Below are 16,504 nucleotides of genomic sequence, written 5' to 3'. Positions count from 1 at the left end.
TCTAAGCCTATAAGTGGATTTCATTAGTCGTCAAATTGGTGCGTGACTCTAAACGTTCAGAGTGGACTTCGCAAATAATACGGCATTACCAGAAATACAGACACTGTCGTGGAGCACCTCACCATACAAGATCCCACTTCTTTTAGAAGCTTGTAAGGCCGTGAGTTTTGATTTGCCGAGTCGTTCAGCCCAATATGGCATCAAACCCGCATGAATCGAGCCTGTAACGGGGTCTTCATCACCGCCATTCGCTGGCCAAAAATAGCGAGAAACAAAATCATATTGATCGTCGGAACCTGGAGCTGTCGCGACTACATCATAAGGAGCAAGTGTTTTTAGTGGCTCATTTTGCGTTGTTAAAGAGACAACATGTTGTTTTGACTCGTAAATAGCGAAATATGCTTGCTTACTTCGTAGCACTTAGATGGTTCTATAGATAGTCCTCGAACAAGCGCTTCTGGAACCTCGTCTATTTCACAAGGCATAAGAATGGGAAACGTCATCTCTATTCGCTCACAAGCTCCTTGTACCACGGTTAGGTCACCGACATCGTTGGTAGAAAAACGAATTTCGCCAGTGTGAGACAACTCATTGAACAGCACAAACGCGGACGCCAATGTGGCATGACCACAGAAATCAATTTCAGTGATTGGAGAAAACCATCGAATATAGTAGTGGTTGTGATCAAGACGTTTAAGATAAGCGGTTTCAGATAAGTTGTTTTCTGCTGCAACGTTAAGCATCCATTCATCGTCAGGGTACTCCTCAACGAGGATCACAGCTGCACTGTTGCCCTTGAATGGCTGGGTGGTAAAAGCATCGACAATCCATTGCGTGGTCATGATTTTCCTTAGAGTTGACTATTGATAATTACAAAGTTCGATAAGATTACTGTCTGGATCGCGCAGGTAAATTGACAATATGCTGCCCGTAGCGCCTGTGCGATTGACAGGCTCTGTGAATACGTCAATACCTTTAGAAATGAGTATCTGTTTAGCTTGTCCAACCGGAGTGTCTATTACAAAACACAAGTCTTCACTTCCCGGCACTGCAAAGGTTGCTTTAGGTTCTATCTCTTGTCCCTTGATATGCAGATTGATCTTCTGAGAACCAAAATGAAGCGCATGCCGATTATCACCAAATGTTTCATATCTCATTCCTAGCGTTTCATAAAACTCCACAGATGATTGCAAATCAGCAACTGTGAGTACGAGATGATCAATCGATTGAATGTTCATAAATTCCCTCTAACTTGCTCGATTGGTATAAGCGATTCTCTTGCGATAAATTCGGTACACTAACGCCAAAACTAGGCATGCTGCCGCAGGGACAACGAGCGCCATAAACGCTAAATTCCGATATAACAGAGCACCCACTATACCGCCAACGATAAACCCCGTTAATATGGTGACAAACAACTTGGCTTTTCGTTTATCAAATGTCTCGCCTCTTAATGTCGAACCAATCATGATTCCCAAATCAGTAACGATACCAGTGACATGAGTCGTTCTAACTACCGCTCCACTAAACGTGGTTGCCAAGGCGTTTTGCAACCCACATGCAGCTGAAGCAAAGTAGGTTCCACTTTGAGAACCATTGAGTAGTAAATAAGTGGCGATCAGCAAAAATAGACTTTCAATGCAAAGAAGCCACTCGTATTGACGACCGAGTTTTAGCGACACATTTGAAATGAATAAACCAGAAATCGCAGACCCTACTAAGAAGCTAACGATAATTGCGAACATATGACCAGCAAGAGACCAATCGTGAATCAGTTGAGTACCTAGTAGAGTTGCAGTACCAGATAAATGTGAGATCGCCTGATGTTGAAACCCCATAAGCCCCACAGCATTCACTGTCCCTGCTAGTAAAGAGAGAACAAACGCACCCGACTCAATCCAACGAGGTAACTTAGATATCACAGCAATCACCTATCTCAACAACATAATTCAGAAGGCAGCATCATAGCCCCATTTCATCTGTTGTCTTTGATTTAAAGCACATAATGTGTTGAGGACCAGCTTGACCACCCAGATATAGTTCTTTCGTATCAATAAACCCTACTGCTAAATAAAGTTGATACGCCGCCTTGTTTCTACAGTTAACAGTCAAATATAGGTCATTGTGTTCAGTGCCCAACCAAGCGTTAAACTCTTTGACTATAAGCTTTAAACACATCTTAGCGAGACCTCTACCCTGAAACCGCGAATCGATAAAAAAAGCGCGAAGGCCAGTAGCATTCTCCAACGTAGTTCCTAATGTAACTTGGTATGCCTCATCAAGTAGGAAAAAACCTGCAGGAGCCTCGCCCGAATAGATTACCCATTGACTCTCTTTGGGGTAACCTAAACTGCTCTGAATAATATCGGATACTACACCCACAAAAGGCAACTGTTCATCTGACACAGCTAGTGCTAACACATTTTCCGATATTGGATGAGTTAAACGTCTTACAGCAATGCTCATAAAGTAACCCCATGTTCACACCAATCAAACTCCATCTGTTTTGCTGTTTTAAGTGCGATGTCGCGTCCGCGCAATTTTTCAACCAGCCTCAAGCTCATATCAATCCCAGCAGAAATACCAGCTGATGTGACAATGTCACCACAATCTACCCAACGTGTATCATTGATAATGGTTAACTCCGGAAACAGGTGTTGTAGTTCATTTTGATCTTCCCTGTGAGTCGTGACAGTTTGGTTAGAAAGGACACCCGATTTCGCCAGCAAAAATGCGCCTGTACACACAGAAGCCACAAGCGTAGAGTTAGCTGCTGTCTCTCTCACCCAATCTAATACGCGAGTGTTTTCCATCTCTTGGATATGAACCCCACCGGGGACAATCAGTACATCAATTGCCGGATGACTGTAGATGGAGTAGTCGGATTGGATTTTAAGACCACCTCTTGCTAAGACGGTGCCTTGTGTTTGAGATAGAAGGCTAACTGACCATTTGTCTTCTTCGTTCAGAAACCGATTCGCCGTAGAAAAGACTTCAAAAGGCCCAGCAAAGTCTAATACCTCTACATCACGATACACATAGATTCCAACATTCATCACAGCCTCCATTCTGTTAAGATACTGTTACCTACAGTATTGAGTTACAAAGATTATTTCAACCTTTGTAACCCAAACCATAAGTATTGGATAACGTCAAAGGCATCTCACTCACAACAAATGAAATCGTTGTTCTAAATAAAAAAGACGCCGAAGCGTCTTTTTTATTGGTTAGGCAAGATGCGAAGGCAAATCTTTACGTTCATAAGCATCAGCAAACCCGTGGTTTCTATCTCTATGACCGGCTTCATCCTGCCTGATTCTTAAAACAACATCACGCAACAGTGCATCGTCCGCTAACTGGTAATAATCGATCGCAATTTTGGGAGCCGGTATGTTCTCTATGTACCCTTCGTCTATCTTCTCTAGGTATTCTGTATAGCTTTTACAGGCTTCTTCTTCAAAATAACCTACAACTCGATGTGCAACTTTGGAAGAGAGTAAATAGATAATCGAGTAAACAACAATAAACACGCCCTGACCCAGTAGAACTATGAGCCTCTCCAACCAACTGGGTTTGGCAATATCTAGAAAAATCATTAAGTGCATTCGCTCATTTTCAGCCTCGTCTAAAAGCTCTCGGATCCAACCTTCATCGTCTCTCATACGCCTAAGCGCTTTTAAGTGATTGAACATACCCGCTACCATTCCAGGTACGGCGGCGATGGTTTCCAGAATAACTGCCCTTTTATCGTATTTTTTGCCGTAAAAAAGGTTGAGTACATACTTCAGCAACTTAGTGACAGAAAGAGCGACTTTTTCTGAAACACGTTCAGCTTTCTTGTGCGTCAATTTGAATTCTACCATTACTGATCTCTCCATATGATTAATCTACAAACAACATACATACTTAACGCCACTCATTCAACTATTTTTGAGTAAAACCAATAATAGTTGAGTTTTTATAGGGTTATTAAGACAAGATCATAAGAAAAAAGGCATTGAAATAGATAATAGTTTCGTTAAATCAGGAGCTTAAATTCAATCATCACTTTTATTGAAAAAGTTGAATCGTAGGGGGAATACTGGCTATCTAAGAATATTTAAGCGAAAGACACTGTCGAGCAGACACAGGCAGTTACACAATTGCGTCACGGCTGAATTTGTTCCCCTTAACAGGGTAAAGGGCATCAGATCATTGCGAGGAGGATTGAAAAGCGTGGATGATTATACGTTTGGGAATAGGTGCAAAAAAGAGCCTCGGTTTAACCAAGGCTCTTTATTGAGAACTGTTTTTAGCTTTGAGCAGGTCGAAGCATGAACCAATATGGGAAATTTTCACTCTTAGACAGTACTTCAAAGCCTCGACGCTCAAAAGTCTTCACAACTTTCTCACTAGATGCCACGACATAGGTTGGTTTGCCTGCCGCATCTGCTTGGTCAGTGACGGTTTTGATTAATGCACTCGCAAGACCTTTTCCGCCAGCTTTCGGTGACACCCCTAGGCCCCACAACCAATAACAATCTTGTAACGGTGGCACTGCCAGCATTTGTTCGCAGACTTCTTTTGCCAATTCAATTTTGCATGAGCCCATCATGCGGGTAACAATGGATAGAATCTCCATTTTTTGCATCACATCCGGCTGGTGCTTGCCTGGTGAGCGCATAATAACGCAACCATCGCGCTCAGGTGTGGTGTACACTTCACCACCGGCTAACCCCCACTCGCCAACCGCCCAACGCCAGTAACAATCATGTGCGAAGTCAGCCACTTCGTCTTGGCGTAATGCTGCTTGCATCGCTTCATTATCAGCGTAGGCATCTAGAAACATGTTACATAGATCTGGTACTGCAGAGTAATCGGCTTTAATAATTTGTAATTCAGACATGCTACTTCCTCATGGCGGATTTAAATCGAGATCGTAAGAAAAGAAACACACGCGCATTTGCTTGCCTTCTTCCTTCAATAAAACAGCACTTTAAAGCAAAGTCAATATTCTACGATAGTTAATAACATATCGATTAATAAAGCAGCATAACCTGCAAATAGAGGCGTTTTATCTGACGGTATTTGGACAGGTTTGGAGATTGTGAGTTCCGCAAATAAAACAAAGGCTCCATATAATGAAGCCTTACTTATTATCAAAATTGGCGGTTTAGCCTTTCAACTATAAGGTTGCTATACGTGTCTCTCTTCGCAAAATGTCGCTTGCTTCGCGCGTGGTTTTAACACGATCGCTACTACCGCTGATAATGCTAATGCGAAGCAGTAATAGGAGTTAGAAACCACTTCTAAAGGCGATAATTGGAAAACGGAGCCAAGCAGTAACACTTGAGCACCATAAGGCAGTATTCCTTGAATCACACATGAATAGATATCAAGTAAGCTTGCTGAGCGGCGTGCGGTTACTTTGTTTTCTTGAGCCAATTCTCGAGCCACGCTACCAGAGACGATAATGGCTACGGTATTGTTTGCCGTGCACATATTTACTAGAGAGACTAAGCCTGCAATACCGAACTCACTCGCCTTTCTGTTTGCTTGCGTTGAATGCGTTGACCCAAACTTACGAATCACTTTAGTAATAACTTGCGTTAGAAATGCTAAACCGCCTTGACGACGCATTAGCTCACTCAGCCCACCAATTAACATAGACAATAAGAAGATTTCTTGCATGTTGCCAAAGCCAGCATAGATATCTTGAGCAAAGCTTGTCAGTTGGTAGCCCTCAACAGAGGTCAAACTTACCGTACCCGCAAGCAGAATACCTACGGTTAAAACAACAAATACGTTTAATCCAGAGACGGCCAATACCAAAATCGCAATGTAAGGCATGACTTTAAACCACTCAATGTCTCCAGTGTCTGGTAACTGAGTCGCAGAACTATTCAATGCGAAAATCACTAAAGCAATAAACGCTGCAGGAATAGCAATACGTATATTTTCTTTAAATTTATCTTTCATTTCACACCCTTGCGAACGTGTCGCAGCTATGGTTGTGTCGGAAATAATAGATAAGTTATCACCAAACATAGCGCCACTTAGTACGACACCCGCAGTCAGTGGAACACTCATGCCCGCAGATTCTGCAATACCGAGTGCAACAGGGGCAACGGCGGCTATAGTACCCATTGATGTCCCCATTGCAGTCGCAATGAAAGCTGAAATAAGGAATATACCAGGAAGAATCATGCTTGTTGGAATGGCTGATAACCCGAGATTCACTGTCGCATCAACACCTCCAGAGGCTTTCGCTACAGCAGCAAACGCACCCGCTAACAAATAAATCATGCACATGGCAATGATATCCTGATGCCCCACACCTTTAATAAACTGCTCAATAGCTTTGTTGAGTGTTTCTTTACTTAAAACGATCGCCAAAAACACCGCTGGTAATGCAGCAATTGGCGCAGGAAGTTGATAAAACGCGAAATCTACACCTTGTAAGGATAAATAGGTCCCTACACCTATAAATAATGTCAGGAATAGCACAAGAGGAAACAGTGCTATAGGTGAAGGAACAATAGATTGGTTATTTTTATTCGTTTTGGTCATATCAAAAGTGGCAGCAATAACAGGAAGGCGTGCAGCATAATGCCGCCATTAAGACATGTCAACGTCTAGACGTCCAAATGTCCATGCGCTATTCCACTGTATGATAAAACAGCTAAACGAAAGCGAGGTAAATACTGAAAGAAATAAAACACCCGCATCACGTGGATAATACCGCTGAGAATGCTCAATGTTCGTTGCCATACACTCTCTCGGGTGGTCTAATAAGAGTTATTCAAGCATCATTTCATCATGCTTAGTCTATGATTTAAGGAACCATTTCTAATGTCCCAACACCAACCCACTTATTTCTTTTTCGATTATGAAACATGGGGAGTGAGCCCTGCTAAAGACAGACCTTGTCAGTTTGCGGGTGTACGGACGGATGAGAACTTTAATATCATTGGTGAGCCATTGGTTATTTACTGCCAGCCACCATCGGACTACTTACCTTCTCCCGAAGCAGCATTAATCACAGGTATCACACCACAACTTTGTCAGGAGAAAGGGCTCTCAGAACCAGAGTTCATTGCTAAGATTCATCACGAACTAGCCACACCAAACACAACAAGCCTTGGTTACAACAGCATTCGTTTTGACGATGAGGTAACTCGTTATACCTGTTATCGTAACTTCATCGATCCTTACGCATGGAGTTGGCAGAACGGTAACTCACGTTGGGATTTATTGGATGTTATGCGCGCATGCCACGCACTCCGCCCTGAAGGAATTGAATGGCCGGAGAATGACGAAGGGTTTACCAGTTTTAAACTTGAACATCTCTCTGTTGCTAATGGTATCGAACACGAAAATGCTCACGATGCCATGGCAGACGTTATTGCAACGATAGAGCTAGCCAAAAAAGTAAAGGCCGCGCAGCCAAAACTGTTTGACTACTTTTATTCGATGCGTCAAAAGCGAAAACTAAACGAACTCGTCGATATCGTGAACATGACACCCTTGATGCATGTATCTGGAATGTTAGGTAAAGAGTGCCAATATACCAGTTGGGTAGTACCTATCGCGTGGCACCCAACCAATCAAAATGCGGTTATCGTTGCTGATCTGGCCAAAGACCCACAACCACTATTAGATTTAGATGTTGATGCATTACATCAGCGCCTATACACCCGACATGATGAACTCGCACCGGACGAGAAACCTGTCCCGCTTAAACTTATTCATCTCAACAAGTGCCCTATTCTCGCGCCAGCCAAAACGCTCACAGCGGAAAATGCAGAGTCCATTGGCATTGACAGAGAGCAGTGTTTGAAGAACCTAGCCCTAATCAAACAACATCCAGAGATCCGTGAAAAACTGATCGGACTTTATAGTATTGAGCGCGAGTTTGAGAATGATGGCGACGTAGATACTCAGCTTTACAGCGGCTTTTTCTCGCCAGCAGACAAGAGCGCGATGGATATTATTCGCGAAACGGACCCAAACAATCTATCTGCATTAGACATTAGTTTTAGTGATCCTCGTATTGAACCGCTGCTATTCAGGTACCGTGCACGCAATTTCCCATGGAGCCTTGATGAAACGGAACAAGCTCGCTGGGCAAACCATTGTCGTGAGTTTTTCGAAAGTCGTATTGAAAGCTATATGCTAAATATGGAAAACTTAGTTCACGAACATGAGTCTGACGAGAAGAAACTCGCCATACTAAAATCCGTCTACCGCTACGTGGAGCGTCTCGTTTCTTAACTTCTCCAGCCATGTAGTGACCGTGCAGCTAAACCTCAGGATTCATTCTTTTGGCTGCACTTAAGGAGAGTCGTTACTTTTTATACTAAGAGGAAGCCATGCTCAAAACCGCGCTTCACTATATACTATCGTTCGCTATTATTTTCGTTGCCCTATTTATCGGAAATACCATCCAACATTTACTCGATGTGTCCGTGCCTGGCAGTATATTTGGCATGTTACTGTTATTTGCGGCGATGGCGGGCGGAGTTATCCCGGTTAAACTCGTTCAACCGGGTGCTCACGTGTTCATTCGTTATATGATTTTGTTGTTCGTTCCCATTAGTGTCGGGTTAATGAACCATTTCGATATGTTGATTGCTAACGCTCTGCCGATCTTAGCCGGTGCTATTGGCGGTACACTTATTGTTCTGACCGCACTCTCCGTCTTCCTTGATCGATTCTTAAAGAAGGGAGATAGCTAATATGTGGCTGCTAGTTACTATTGTCGTTTTCTTTGTTGCCCGTTTTATTTCTCAGAAAGTAAAGAATCCACTGTTTAATCCGCTACTCCTCAGTATTGCGATTATGATTCCTTTACTCACGTACCTTAAAGTGCCGTTTGACACGTATTACGCGGACAACGAGTGGATCAGCTATCTGCTACAACCCGCAGTTGTTGCACTTGCCTATCCGCTCTATGAGCAACTCCCCCAAATACGTGCTAACTGGAGAATAATCGCGTTAGCATGTGGTGTTGGCAGTGTTGCTTCCATGTTCACGGCTTCAATGCTCGCTGTATGGTTAGGCGCCGACATGCAACTCATTGCTAGTTTGTTGGGTAAATCGGTCACCACGCCTATCGCAATGGAAGTTTCAAGCCATTTAGGTGGGGAGCCGGCCATTGCAGCCATTCTAGTGTTACTCGTCGGATTATTTGGTGCGATATTAGCGTACCCAATTTACAACTTACTCGGTGTCACGCATCCCATTGCAAAAGGATTAACCATGGGCACGGTGTCTCACGCTCTTGGCACAGCCACTTGCGCAGAGAAAGATCCTAGAGACGCGGCATTCAGCTCACTTGCTCTCGTTGTTTGTGGTGTTATCACTTCCATTCTTGCCCCGTCTATGTTCGCATTCTCCCTCTGGTTTGGGACTGTTATCGCTTAACACTTCAGGACTGTATAGCCAGTAAAACTCGTCGTTTACTGGCTACAAATTGTGTGACATCACTCTTATTGCTGAAACATTGCATTCATTGCATTTTTATTTGTGATCATCATCACCCTTATTTCTCACTAACTTGCATAGAATGTCAGTAAACCGCAAAAGATAAAGGACACAGCATGACAGATCGTTTTGAGTCAGCGCTTGCAGATATGCCAGAGCAGATCGTTAACTATCTAAAACCTATCATTACTAAGCCAGAATTTGATGCAACGCTATCACAAGAGCAGTTTGAACAACTGCTTGTTCTTTCTGGCCTAGAAGATGATGAGCTTCGCGTTGCCTTGCTGCCTTTAGCTGCAGCCTATTCATATGCACCTATCTCTGAGTTTTTTGTTGGCGCAATTGCACGTGGGACATCAGGCAAACTGTACTTCGGCGCAAACATGGAGATCATTGGGGCGCAACTTGGTCAAACAGTTCACGCAGAGCAATCCGCTATCAGCCACGCTTGGATGAAGGGTGAAACTGGACTTAAAGATATCACGATTAACTTTAGTCCTTGTGGTCACTGCCGCCAATTTATGAACGAGCTGACCACTGCGGACAAGCTAGTTATTCAATTGCCACAGCGCGATGCAATGACGCTACAAGAATATTTACCAGAGTCCTTTGGACCTAAAGATCTTGGTATTACCGAAGGGTTAATGAGCCCATTAGCTCACGCTTTAACTACTGACGAAACCGATACGCTCGTCGTATCTGCAGTAGAAGCGTTAAATCGCAGTCATTCACCTTATACTCAAAACCTAAGTGGTGTTGCTATCGCAATGAAAGATGGCTCTGTCTACCAAGGGGCGTATGCTGAGAACGCAGCATTTAATCCTAGCCTTCCACCATTACAGGTAGCGTTTGTTCAGTTGCTTCTAGATGGTCAAAACTTTGAAGACATTCAGCTAGTAGCGCTAGCAGAAGTGTCCAAAGGTAAAATCAGTCACCTTGCAGACACTCAAGCAACACTTGAGGCCATTGACCCAGATATCCAACTAGAATACGTGTCAATTTAGCGCTACAACTCTCTGATATCGTTTAGCCTCGCTCATGCGGGGCTTTTTTAGGCCAAAATTTATACTGATAATAAAATCTCGCGCAAACGTTTGCTTTCCTGCAATAATCCAGTATGATCCCCCGAAATTCTTCCTCATGAATGCTCAAGGACACTCTATGTTTGGTACTGCTACTCGTGAAAATGCTACACGTGTTTTACTTTTAGGCTCTGGTGAATTAGGTAAAGAAGTTGCCATTGAATGCCAACGACTAGGCTTAGAAGTCATCGCTTGTGACCGATATGCTGACGCCCCTGCAATGCAAGTTGCTCACAGAAGTTATGTGCTCGATATGTTGGACGGCGAAGCACTAGAGGCCATTATCAATCAAGAACAACCCGACTACGTAGTGCCGGAAATCGAAGCCATTGCAACGGACAAGCTAGTCGAGTTAGAAAGTAAAGGCTTAAACGTTGTTCCTACTGCGAATGCAACCAAGCTAACCATGAATCGTGAAGGTATCCGTAGACTGGCGGCTGAAGAACTCGGCCTGAATACCTCTCCTTACCAATTTGCAGACAGCTACGAAGACTTTAAAGCGGCTGTAGAAAATGTCGGTGTACCATGTGTAGTGAAACCAGTTATGAGTTCTTCTGGTAAAGGTCAAAGTGTTATCAAGTCAGAATCCGACATTGAGAAAGCCTGGACCTACGCTCAAGAAGGTGGCCGTACTGGCGCAGGTCGAGTCATTGTTGAAGGTTTTATCGATTTCGATTACGAAATTACTTTATTGACCGTACGCGCTGTCGATGGCGTTCACTTTTGTGCTCCTGTGGGTCACCGTCAAGAAGATGGTGATTACCGCGAATCTTGGCAGCCTCAGGCGATGTCAGCTAATGCAATAAAAGCGGCAGAATATACGGCGGAGCAAGTGGTTAACGCGCTGGGTGGCTATGGTATTTTTGGTGTAGAACTGTTTGTTAAGGGCGATAAAGTTATTTTCAATGAAGTATCACCTCGCCCACATGATACAGGTCTAGTCACGCTGATTTCTCAAGACATGTCGGAGTTTGCATTACACGTGCGTGCTTTTACCGGCCTACCAATTAACGGCATCACCCAATATGGTCCTGCAGCTTCCGCTGTTGTTCTCGGCCAAGGCACATCTAACAATATCCGTTACGAAGGCCTTGATGAAGCTTTAAGTCTTCCACAAACTCAAATCCGCCTCTTTGGAAAACCAGATATTGATGGGCGTCGTCGTTTAGGCGTTGTACTTACTAAGCGTAAATCTCTAGAGACAGCAGTCGATGAGGCTGTCGAGTGCGCTAAGAAAGTAAAAGTTATCTACTAACACGAGCGCTTTTACGTAATGGAATGACCAATGGGCTCCAACAGAATGCTAGAGCCCATTGGCGTATTTAGTGCTTATTATCTAGATTCAGACCAAACAGCAAACTCGTTGCCACTTGGCTCGCTGAAATGAAAGCGGCAGCCACCCGGAAAGTCGAAAATATCCCGTACTATACAGCCACCATTTTGTTTCACCCGCTCCAGTGTTTCGGAAATCGCCGCGCTGTAGAAAACCAGCAACGCCCCACCCTGTTGAGCTTTTGAACTTAACTCTGCGCGATAAAATCCGCCGTTAAGTCCTTGGTTTGAAAAGGCTGTATAATCAGGTCCATAATCCTCAAACGTCCAACCAAATGCCGCTTCAAAAAACGCTTTTGTCGCGGAAATATCGGCCGCTGCAAACTCAACATAATCCAATTTATCGTGTGTACTCATCAATTCATCCTTGCCGCTCTGATAATTCAATCATAAAACACGTTCACTATAATAATTGTGAGTAAACGTTTGTTTCCAAAACAAACAATTATCTGACCACAGAGACAATAAATTATGGTGCGTAATGACAAACTTCTTTATCATTCATCATGGTTATTTATAAAACATGGAATCTTACGTGCAACGCTATCAGACTGAAGCTAAAAATCTCATCAAACTTGCCTCCCCCGTTCTCATTGCCTCAATTGCTCAAACCGGTATGGGGTTTGTCGACACTATTATGGCAGGTAGTGTGAGTGCCGTTGATATGGCGGCGGTTTCCATTGCCGCCAGTGTTTGGCTTCCTTCTATTCTTTTCGGTATAGGTCTGTTGATGGCCTTGGTACCCGTTGTTGCACAACTCAATGGCGCTGGAAAGCAAAAGCAGATCCCTTATGAAATCCATCAAGGTTTCATCATGGCTCTGCTTATTAGTGTTCCAATCGTGTTAGTCCTATTACAAATAGAAACCATACTCGATTTAATGAGTGTCGAAACCATCATGGCCGATAAAACCGTAGGCTACATTTACGCGGTTATTTTCGCTGTCCCTGCTTTCCTGTTGTTCCAAGCACTACGTAGTTACACAGACGGAATGTCGCTGACAAAGCCCGCTATGGTTATTGGTTTTATTGGCTTACTGATCAATATCCCACTTAACTGGATCTTTGTTTACGGGAAATTTGGTGCTCCAGCTTTAGGCGGCGTTGGATGTGGCGTTGCGACCACAATCGTCTATTGGATCATGTTCTTTATGATGTTGTTTTATGCCGTCACTACTGAGCGTCTCAAGCACATTGAACTTTTCAAAACTTGGCATAAACCAGAACGTAAAGCACAGGTTCGTTTATTTAAGCTTGGCTTTCCTATCGCTGCTGCAATCTTTTTTGAAGTATCTCTTTTTGCAGTGGTCTCATTGCTTGTCGCGCCACTTGGCTCACTTGTCGTGGCGTCGCATCAAGTGGCAATGAACTTTTCATCTTTGGTCTTTATGATCCCAATGAGTATCGGTGCAGCAGTCAGTATCCGCGTTGGACATAAACTGGGTGAAACTGATACAGCTGGAGCAGTCATTGCTTGTCGTGTCGGCCTCGGAGTGGGCCTTGGCGCCGCTATTTTCACCGCAATCTGTACGTTGATCTTTAAGCAACAAATCGTTCACCTTTATACCGACAATGTAGAAGTAGTAGCGCTTGCAATGCACCTGTTGATTTTTGCAGCCATCTATCAATGTACAGACGCAATCCAAGTTGTTGCAGCGGGCGCATTGCGTGGCTATAAAGACATGAAAGCCATTTTTAATCGTACATTTATCGCCTATTGGCTAATTGGATTACCGTTAGGCTACGTTCTCGGAATGACCGATTTAATTATCGAGCCAATGGGAATTGTTGGTTTCTGGATTGGCTTTATTGCTGGTCTATCAAGTGCCGCTATCATGCTCACTATCCGACTGCTATGGATGCACCGTCAAAACGATGAGTTACAACTCGAATACGCGAGCCGCTAGCTTTAGAGCATCGATAAGTTTATTAAGGGTGATCAAAGATAGACTACGCTTACGTAATACCTAGATACGTAATATAACGCGCAGAAAACTTTGAAAGCACTAACAACACCTCCATCAGCAAAAGCAGTCATGGCGCTTGTTTTTTTCTTAAGCGCCTTGTCTGGATGTATTGAGCAGAAAGGAGCTGAGAGCCGTTTCGAAGACTATTTGTCAAGAATTGCCTCGGTTCAAAACAGCGACACGTTACCTAGCCCTAGCATCACTTTAATCACCCTTCCTAGCCAACGTGAAATTACTATCGATATTCCACGCACTACCTTGGGCATTATCGACAGTTATCAGCTCAGAAAATGCCATCTCTTTGAGTTGATCGCCGAGCGTAATTCTGTTTTAGGTAAAGTCCAGGATCAATTTCGTGATTTTGACTACCAGATAACATTAATCGACGGTATCGAGCGCTGCTTGTTATCCGACAAAATAGAGCAAAGTGTGAAAGCTCAGCTTGAAGACATTCTGGCCACTAAATACCGTTATCTTCCCAGCTACTTTTCAAATCTTATCTTTACCAGTAATGCTATGCGCGCTCAGCTATCCGGTAATCAGTGGTTAGATGAAGGGATAAGTAGTCAAGCGGCTCAATTACATTCTGCGTTAAATACATTCAATAGTATTGCCGCTTACATTCTCACACAGACCGAAGGAAGCCATACCTTAACCTTACCTCCGTCGATTACACCGTACCAAGAAACATTAGAGAAAACGAAACTTATCGGAAATCTCGCCTATTCTCTTCAAGCGAGTACACAGTGGCTGACGGTAGCCACTCAACAATTACAGAAGTACGATAATAAAATTTTGTGTGGGGCTAACAGAGATACTACCCGCTTTAACTATTTGGTTAATATCTTCAACAACCTATTCATCACCGATATTCAGCCTTACCTCTCGTTTCTCAGTAGCGAGTATCAAGCCATCTCTCGCGAAGTGGTGTTTATCAAGCACGTTTTGGATAAGGTCCAGCAAGATAAGGTGTCGGTTTATCGACTCGACCGCATTTATGATGAGTTCAAAACGGCAAATCAGCAGCATGTATTCTATTGGAAATCGTTGTTTAAGCGCTGTGGTAAAACCCTGACGGAGATAAGACAACCGTAATGGCTACTCTGGATCGCGAATTCGGAAAAATCGTGCAAAGCGTGGTAATCCATTGACTGTCCAACCGTTGTGCTTAAAAGTAATCATGGTTCCGATTTTAGGAGGATTAGTACGTTCTATATCGCTAAATCCGCTACCGACATAAAACCGTGCGCCGTCACTAAGTTCGATAAGTAATGCGCCCATCTTTCCTTGATACTTGCCTTTCCCCTCTTTGTAGCCAACCACTAGGCCTTCCATATCTTGTACGGTTTTGACTTTAACAAGTGAATGGTTTCTGCCCGGATGATAGACCTCATGTTTCAGTTTAAGCATCAGCCCTTCAGCCTTGTTCGCTGTTATCGATTCTAAATAGTCATCGAGTTCTTTGTGACTTAAAACAGTACGCTGTTCTACACATTGAACATGTCTCAAAGCAACACTTTCACAGTAACGCTTAAGAAACTCATATCGTTGTTCAAAGGTTCCTAAATGCCCAGGAGCGTCAAACAATTTAAAACGAATTTCTTGCCAAGCTTCATTGTCGGGCTTTAGGTCAAGTACTATATTTTGGACTTTTGAAAACTGCTGTCTTCCCGCCCATAACTCTCCTTCGACCATGATGGCGGGAAGCGAATGTGTAAACCAATCTGGAGCGTTAATTACGCGTCCCGAACGCGTCACTAACTGTTCTCCTGTCCAAATAGCACGAATACCGTCCAACTTCTCACTAACATAGTACTCGTTTATATTCAGGCTTTGGTCGTAATTGATGGCGTTCACAACGCTAGGTTTAGTGTCCAGGTAGGCGACTCCCTCCGCAAAACCATCCGTTGATAACATCGATATTGATATAATATAGGGCCAATAATTTGCTCTGTTCATTCTACTGTTCTTTAGACGTTAAAATTAACGTTATTCTAGATAACAACAGTATTTTAGTTCGATTATTTCCATGCAAAGTCGAGCAAATTTGAATGATCTAGTAACTAGGAATATATCAATTACAATTGAGTTTGAAGTAACTCGATAGAATATATTCTTATCGATAAAAATATCATTGTTCCGCGCAGAAATACGCCTCACCAATTAACGTACTACTGTAAGTACCTTTACTACTAGACATACCAAACGAGTTTTTGTCCGCATAAGCGTACAGACCATCGTTACTATTATCTACACTCTTTTGTAATACAACAACATTCGCTCCTAGTTTATGTGCCTCGTTTTTCAGCTGGTTTCTAGCACCAACCAGAATGTTTCTGTCACTTGTAAAATCGGCGGTAAACCAATTACCTTGCGTTCCATCGACTTCACCTAAGTACAAGCAATTTGCAGGTGCAGAATCGACAATTCTGACCGATTTAGCATCTTGGTTAATGGGCTTAGCAGAGCAACCAACCATTAAAGTAATGACTAGTAATAATGTGGAGTTTTTCATTTATTCACCAATCTAAAGATACGATTCTTATGAAGCCCGCATATTACAATCAGATTGATAGATCATAGAATCAGAGTGTGAATGACATTCACTTCATAATTCAGGGTGGAGATTAATTGGCAAAGTAATTTTAGATATTTCTAC

At 43.2% G+C, this 16,504-nt stretch carries 17 protein-coding genes and 1 pseudogene; 7 read left to right on the top strand and 11 right to left on the bottom strand.

Translation table 11 applies throughout. The annotated features are described in order from the left end of the window. Positions 1-48 precede the first annotated feature (48 nt). The 8 genes and pseudogenes from MMA19_RS07025 to MMA19_RS06990 all read right to left on the bottom strand — a co-directional run bounded on the left by MMA19_RS07025 (position 49) and on the right by MMA19_RS06990 (position 6,549). Positions 49-842: pseudogene (locus tag MMA19_RS07025) on the bottom strand (PhzF family phenazine biosynthesis isomerase). Between the two features lie 18 nt (positions 843-860). After that, complete coding sequence (locus MMA19_RS07020) at positions 861-1,238, bottom strand: VOC family protein (protein WP_240205873.1); 378 nt, start codon at positions 1,236-1,238, stop codon at positions 861-863. A 9-nt stretch (positions 1,239-1,247) separates the two neighbouring features. Continuing rightward, a complete protein-coding gene (locus tag MMA19_RS07015; RefSeq protein ID WP_038222344.1) occupies positions 1,248-1,922 on the bottom strand; it encodes a YoaK family protein in 675 nt (224 codons plus the stop codon). Positions 1,923-1,962: 40 nt separating this feature from the next. Beyond that, positions 1,963-2,466, bottom strand: a complete 504-nt coding sequence (locus tag MMA19_RS07010; RefSeq protein ID WP_240205872.1) for a GNAT family N-acetyltransferase — start codon at positions 2,464-2,466, stop codon at positions 1,963-1,965. Then, entirely contained in the window at positions 2,463-3,056 is a 594-nt protein-coding gene (locus tag MMA19_RS07005) for a DJ-1/PfpI family protein (protein ID WP_240205871.1), read from the bottom strand. The genes MMA19_RS07010 and MMA19_RS07005 overlap by 4 nt, the downstream gene beginning before the upstream one ends. Positions 3,057-3,227: 171 nt before the next feature. Further along, the gene (locus MMA19_RS07000; RefSeq protein WP_062460570.1) at positions 3,228-3,863 is read right to left on the bottom strand and encodes an alternative oxidase; all 636 of its coding nucleotides are present in this window, start codon (positions 3,861-3,863) and stop codon (positions 3,228-3,230) included. A 428-nt stretch (positions 3,864-4,291) separates the two neighbouring features. Continuing rightward, positions 4,292-4,885, bottom strand: coding sequence for a GNAT family N-acetyltransferase (locus MMA19_RS06995; RefSeq protein WP_006072464.1), 594 nt, complete (start codon positions 4,883-4,885; stop codon positions 4,292-4,294). A 290-nt stretch (positions 4,886-5,175) separates the two neighbouring features. Then, complete coding sequence (locus MMA19_RS06990; protein ID WP_240205870.1) at positions 5,176-6,549, bottom strand: Na+/H+ antiporter NhaC family protein; 1,374 nt, start codon at positions 6,547-6,549, stop codon at positions 5,176-5,178. 282 nt (positions 6,550-6,831) lie between these two features. Between MMA19_RS06990 and sbcB the strand changes: the two genes are divergently transcribed. The 5 genes from sbcB to purT all read left to right on the top strand — a co-directional run bounded on the left by sbcB (position 6,832) and on the right by purT (position 11,802). Beyond that, positions 6,832-8,253 (top strand): exodeoxyribonuclease I, encoded by a 1,422-nt coding sequence (gene sbcB / locus MMA19_RS06985; RefSeq protein WP_062460577.1) that lies wholly within the window; start codon positions 6,832-6,834, stop codon positions 8,251-8,253. A 98-nt stretch (positions 8,254-8,351) separates the two neighbouring features. Beyond that, on the top strand, positions 8,352-8,717 hold the full coding sequence (locus MMA19_RS06980; RefSeq protein WP_006072459.1) for a CidA/LrgA family protein: 366 nt from the start codon (positions 8,352-8,354) through the stop codon (positions 8,715-8,717). 1 nt (position 8,718) lies between these two features. Next, positions 8,719-9,405 (top strand): CidB/LrgB family autolysis modulator, encoded by a 687-nt coding sequence (locus MMA19_RS06975; RefSeq protein ID WP_006072457.1) that lies wholly within the window; start codon positions 8,719-8,721, stop codon positions 9,403-9,405. 176 nt (positions 9,406-9,581) lie between these two features. Continuing rightward, positions 9,582-10,469 (top strand): cytidine deaminase, encoded by an 888-nt coding sequence (cdd, locus tag MMA19_RS06970; RefSeq protein ID WP_006072456.1) that lies wholly within the window; start codon positions 9,582-9,584, stop codon positions 10,467-10,469. A 157-nt stretch (positions 10,470-10,626) separates the two neighbouring features. Then, complete coding sequence (purT, locus tag MMA19_RS06965) at positions 10,627-11,802, top strand: formate-dependent phosphoribosylglycinamide formyltransferase (RefSeq protein ID WP_006072453.1); 1,176 nt, start codon at positions 10,627-10,629, stop codon at positions 11,800-11,802. A gap of 77 nt (positions 11,803-11,879) precedes the next feature. Here the strand turns inward: purT and MMA19_RS06960 are convergent, their stop codons facing one another. After that, positions 11,880-12,236: a VOC family protein gene (locus MMA19_RS06960; RefSeq protein ID WP_031494003.1), complete on the bottom strand. Its 357-nt coding sequence runs from the start codon at positions 12,234-12,236 to the stop codon at positions 11,880-11,882. A gap of 178 nt (positions 12,237-12,414) precedes the next feature. Between MMA19_RS06960 and MMA19_RS06955 the strand changes: the two genes are divergently transcribed. Continuing rightward, positions 12,415-13,785: an MATE family efflux transporter gene (locus MMA19_RS06955; protein WP_240205869.1), complete on the top strand. Its 1,371-nt coding sequence runs from the start codon at positions 12,415-12,417 to the stop codon at positions 13,783-13,785. 90 nt (positions 13,786-13,875) lie between these two features. Next, positions 13,876-14,940 carry a DUF3080 family protein gene (locus tag MMA19_RS06950; protein WP_062460586.1) on the top strand — a complete coding sequence of 355 codons (1,065 nt, stop codon included), beginning with the start codon at positions 13,876-13,878 and terminating at the stop codon, positions 14,938-14,940. Positions 14,941-14,943: 3 nt separating this feature from the next. Here MMA19_RS06950 and MMA19_RS06945 read toward each other — a convergent pair whose 3' ends face one another. Next, positions 14,944-15,804, bottom strand: coding sequence for a DNA ligase (locus tag MMA19_RS06945; protein ID WP_240205868.1), 861 nt, complete (start codon positions 15,802-15,804; stop codon positions 14,944-14,946). Between the two features lie 172 nt (positions 15,805-15,976). Continuing rightward, a complete protein-coding gene (locus MMA19_RS06940) occupies positions 15,977-16,360 on the bottom strand; it encodes a DUF4156 domain-containing protein (protein ID WP_038222565.1) in 384 nt (127 codons plus the stop codon). Between the last annotated feature and the right edge of the window lie 144 nt (positions 16,361-16,504).

Source organism: Vibrio sp. CyArs1, from assembly GCF_022432925.1.
GTDB classification, from domain to species: domain Bacteria; phylum Pseudomonadota; class Gammaproteobacteria; order Enterobacterales; family Vibrionaceae; genus Vibrio; species Vibrio mediterranei.
Note: the sequence above shows the minus strand (reverse complement) of the source record. Positions and strands in the feature narration are given on the sequence as shown.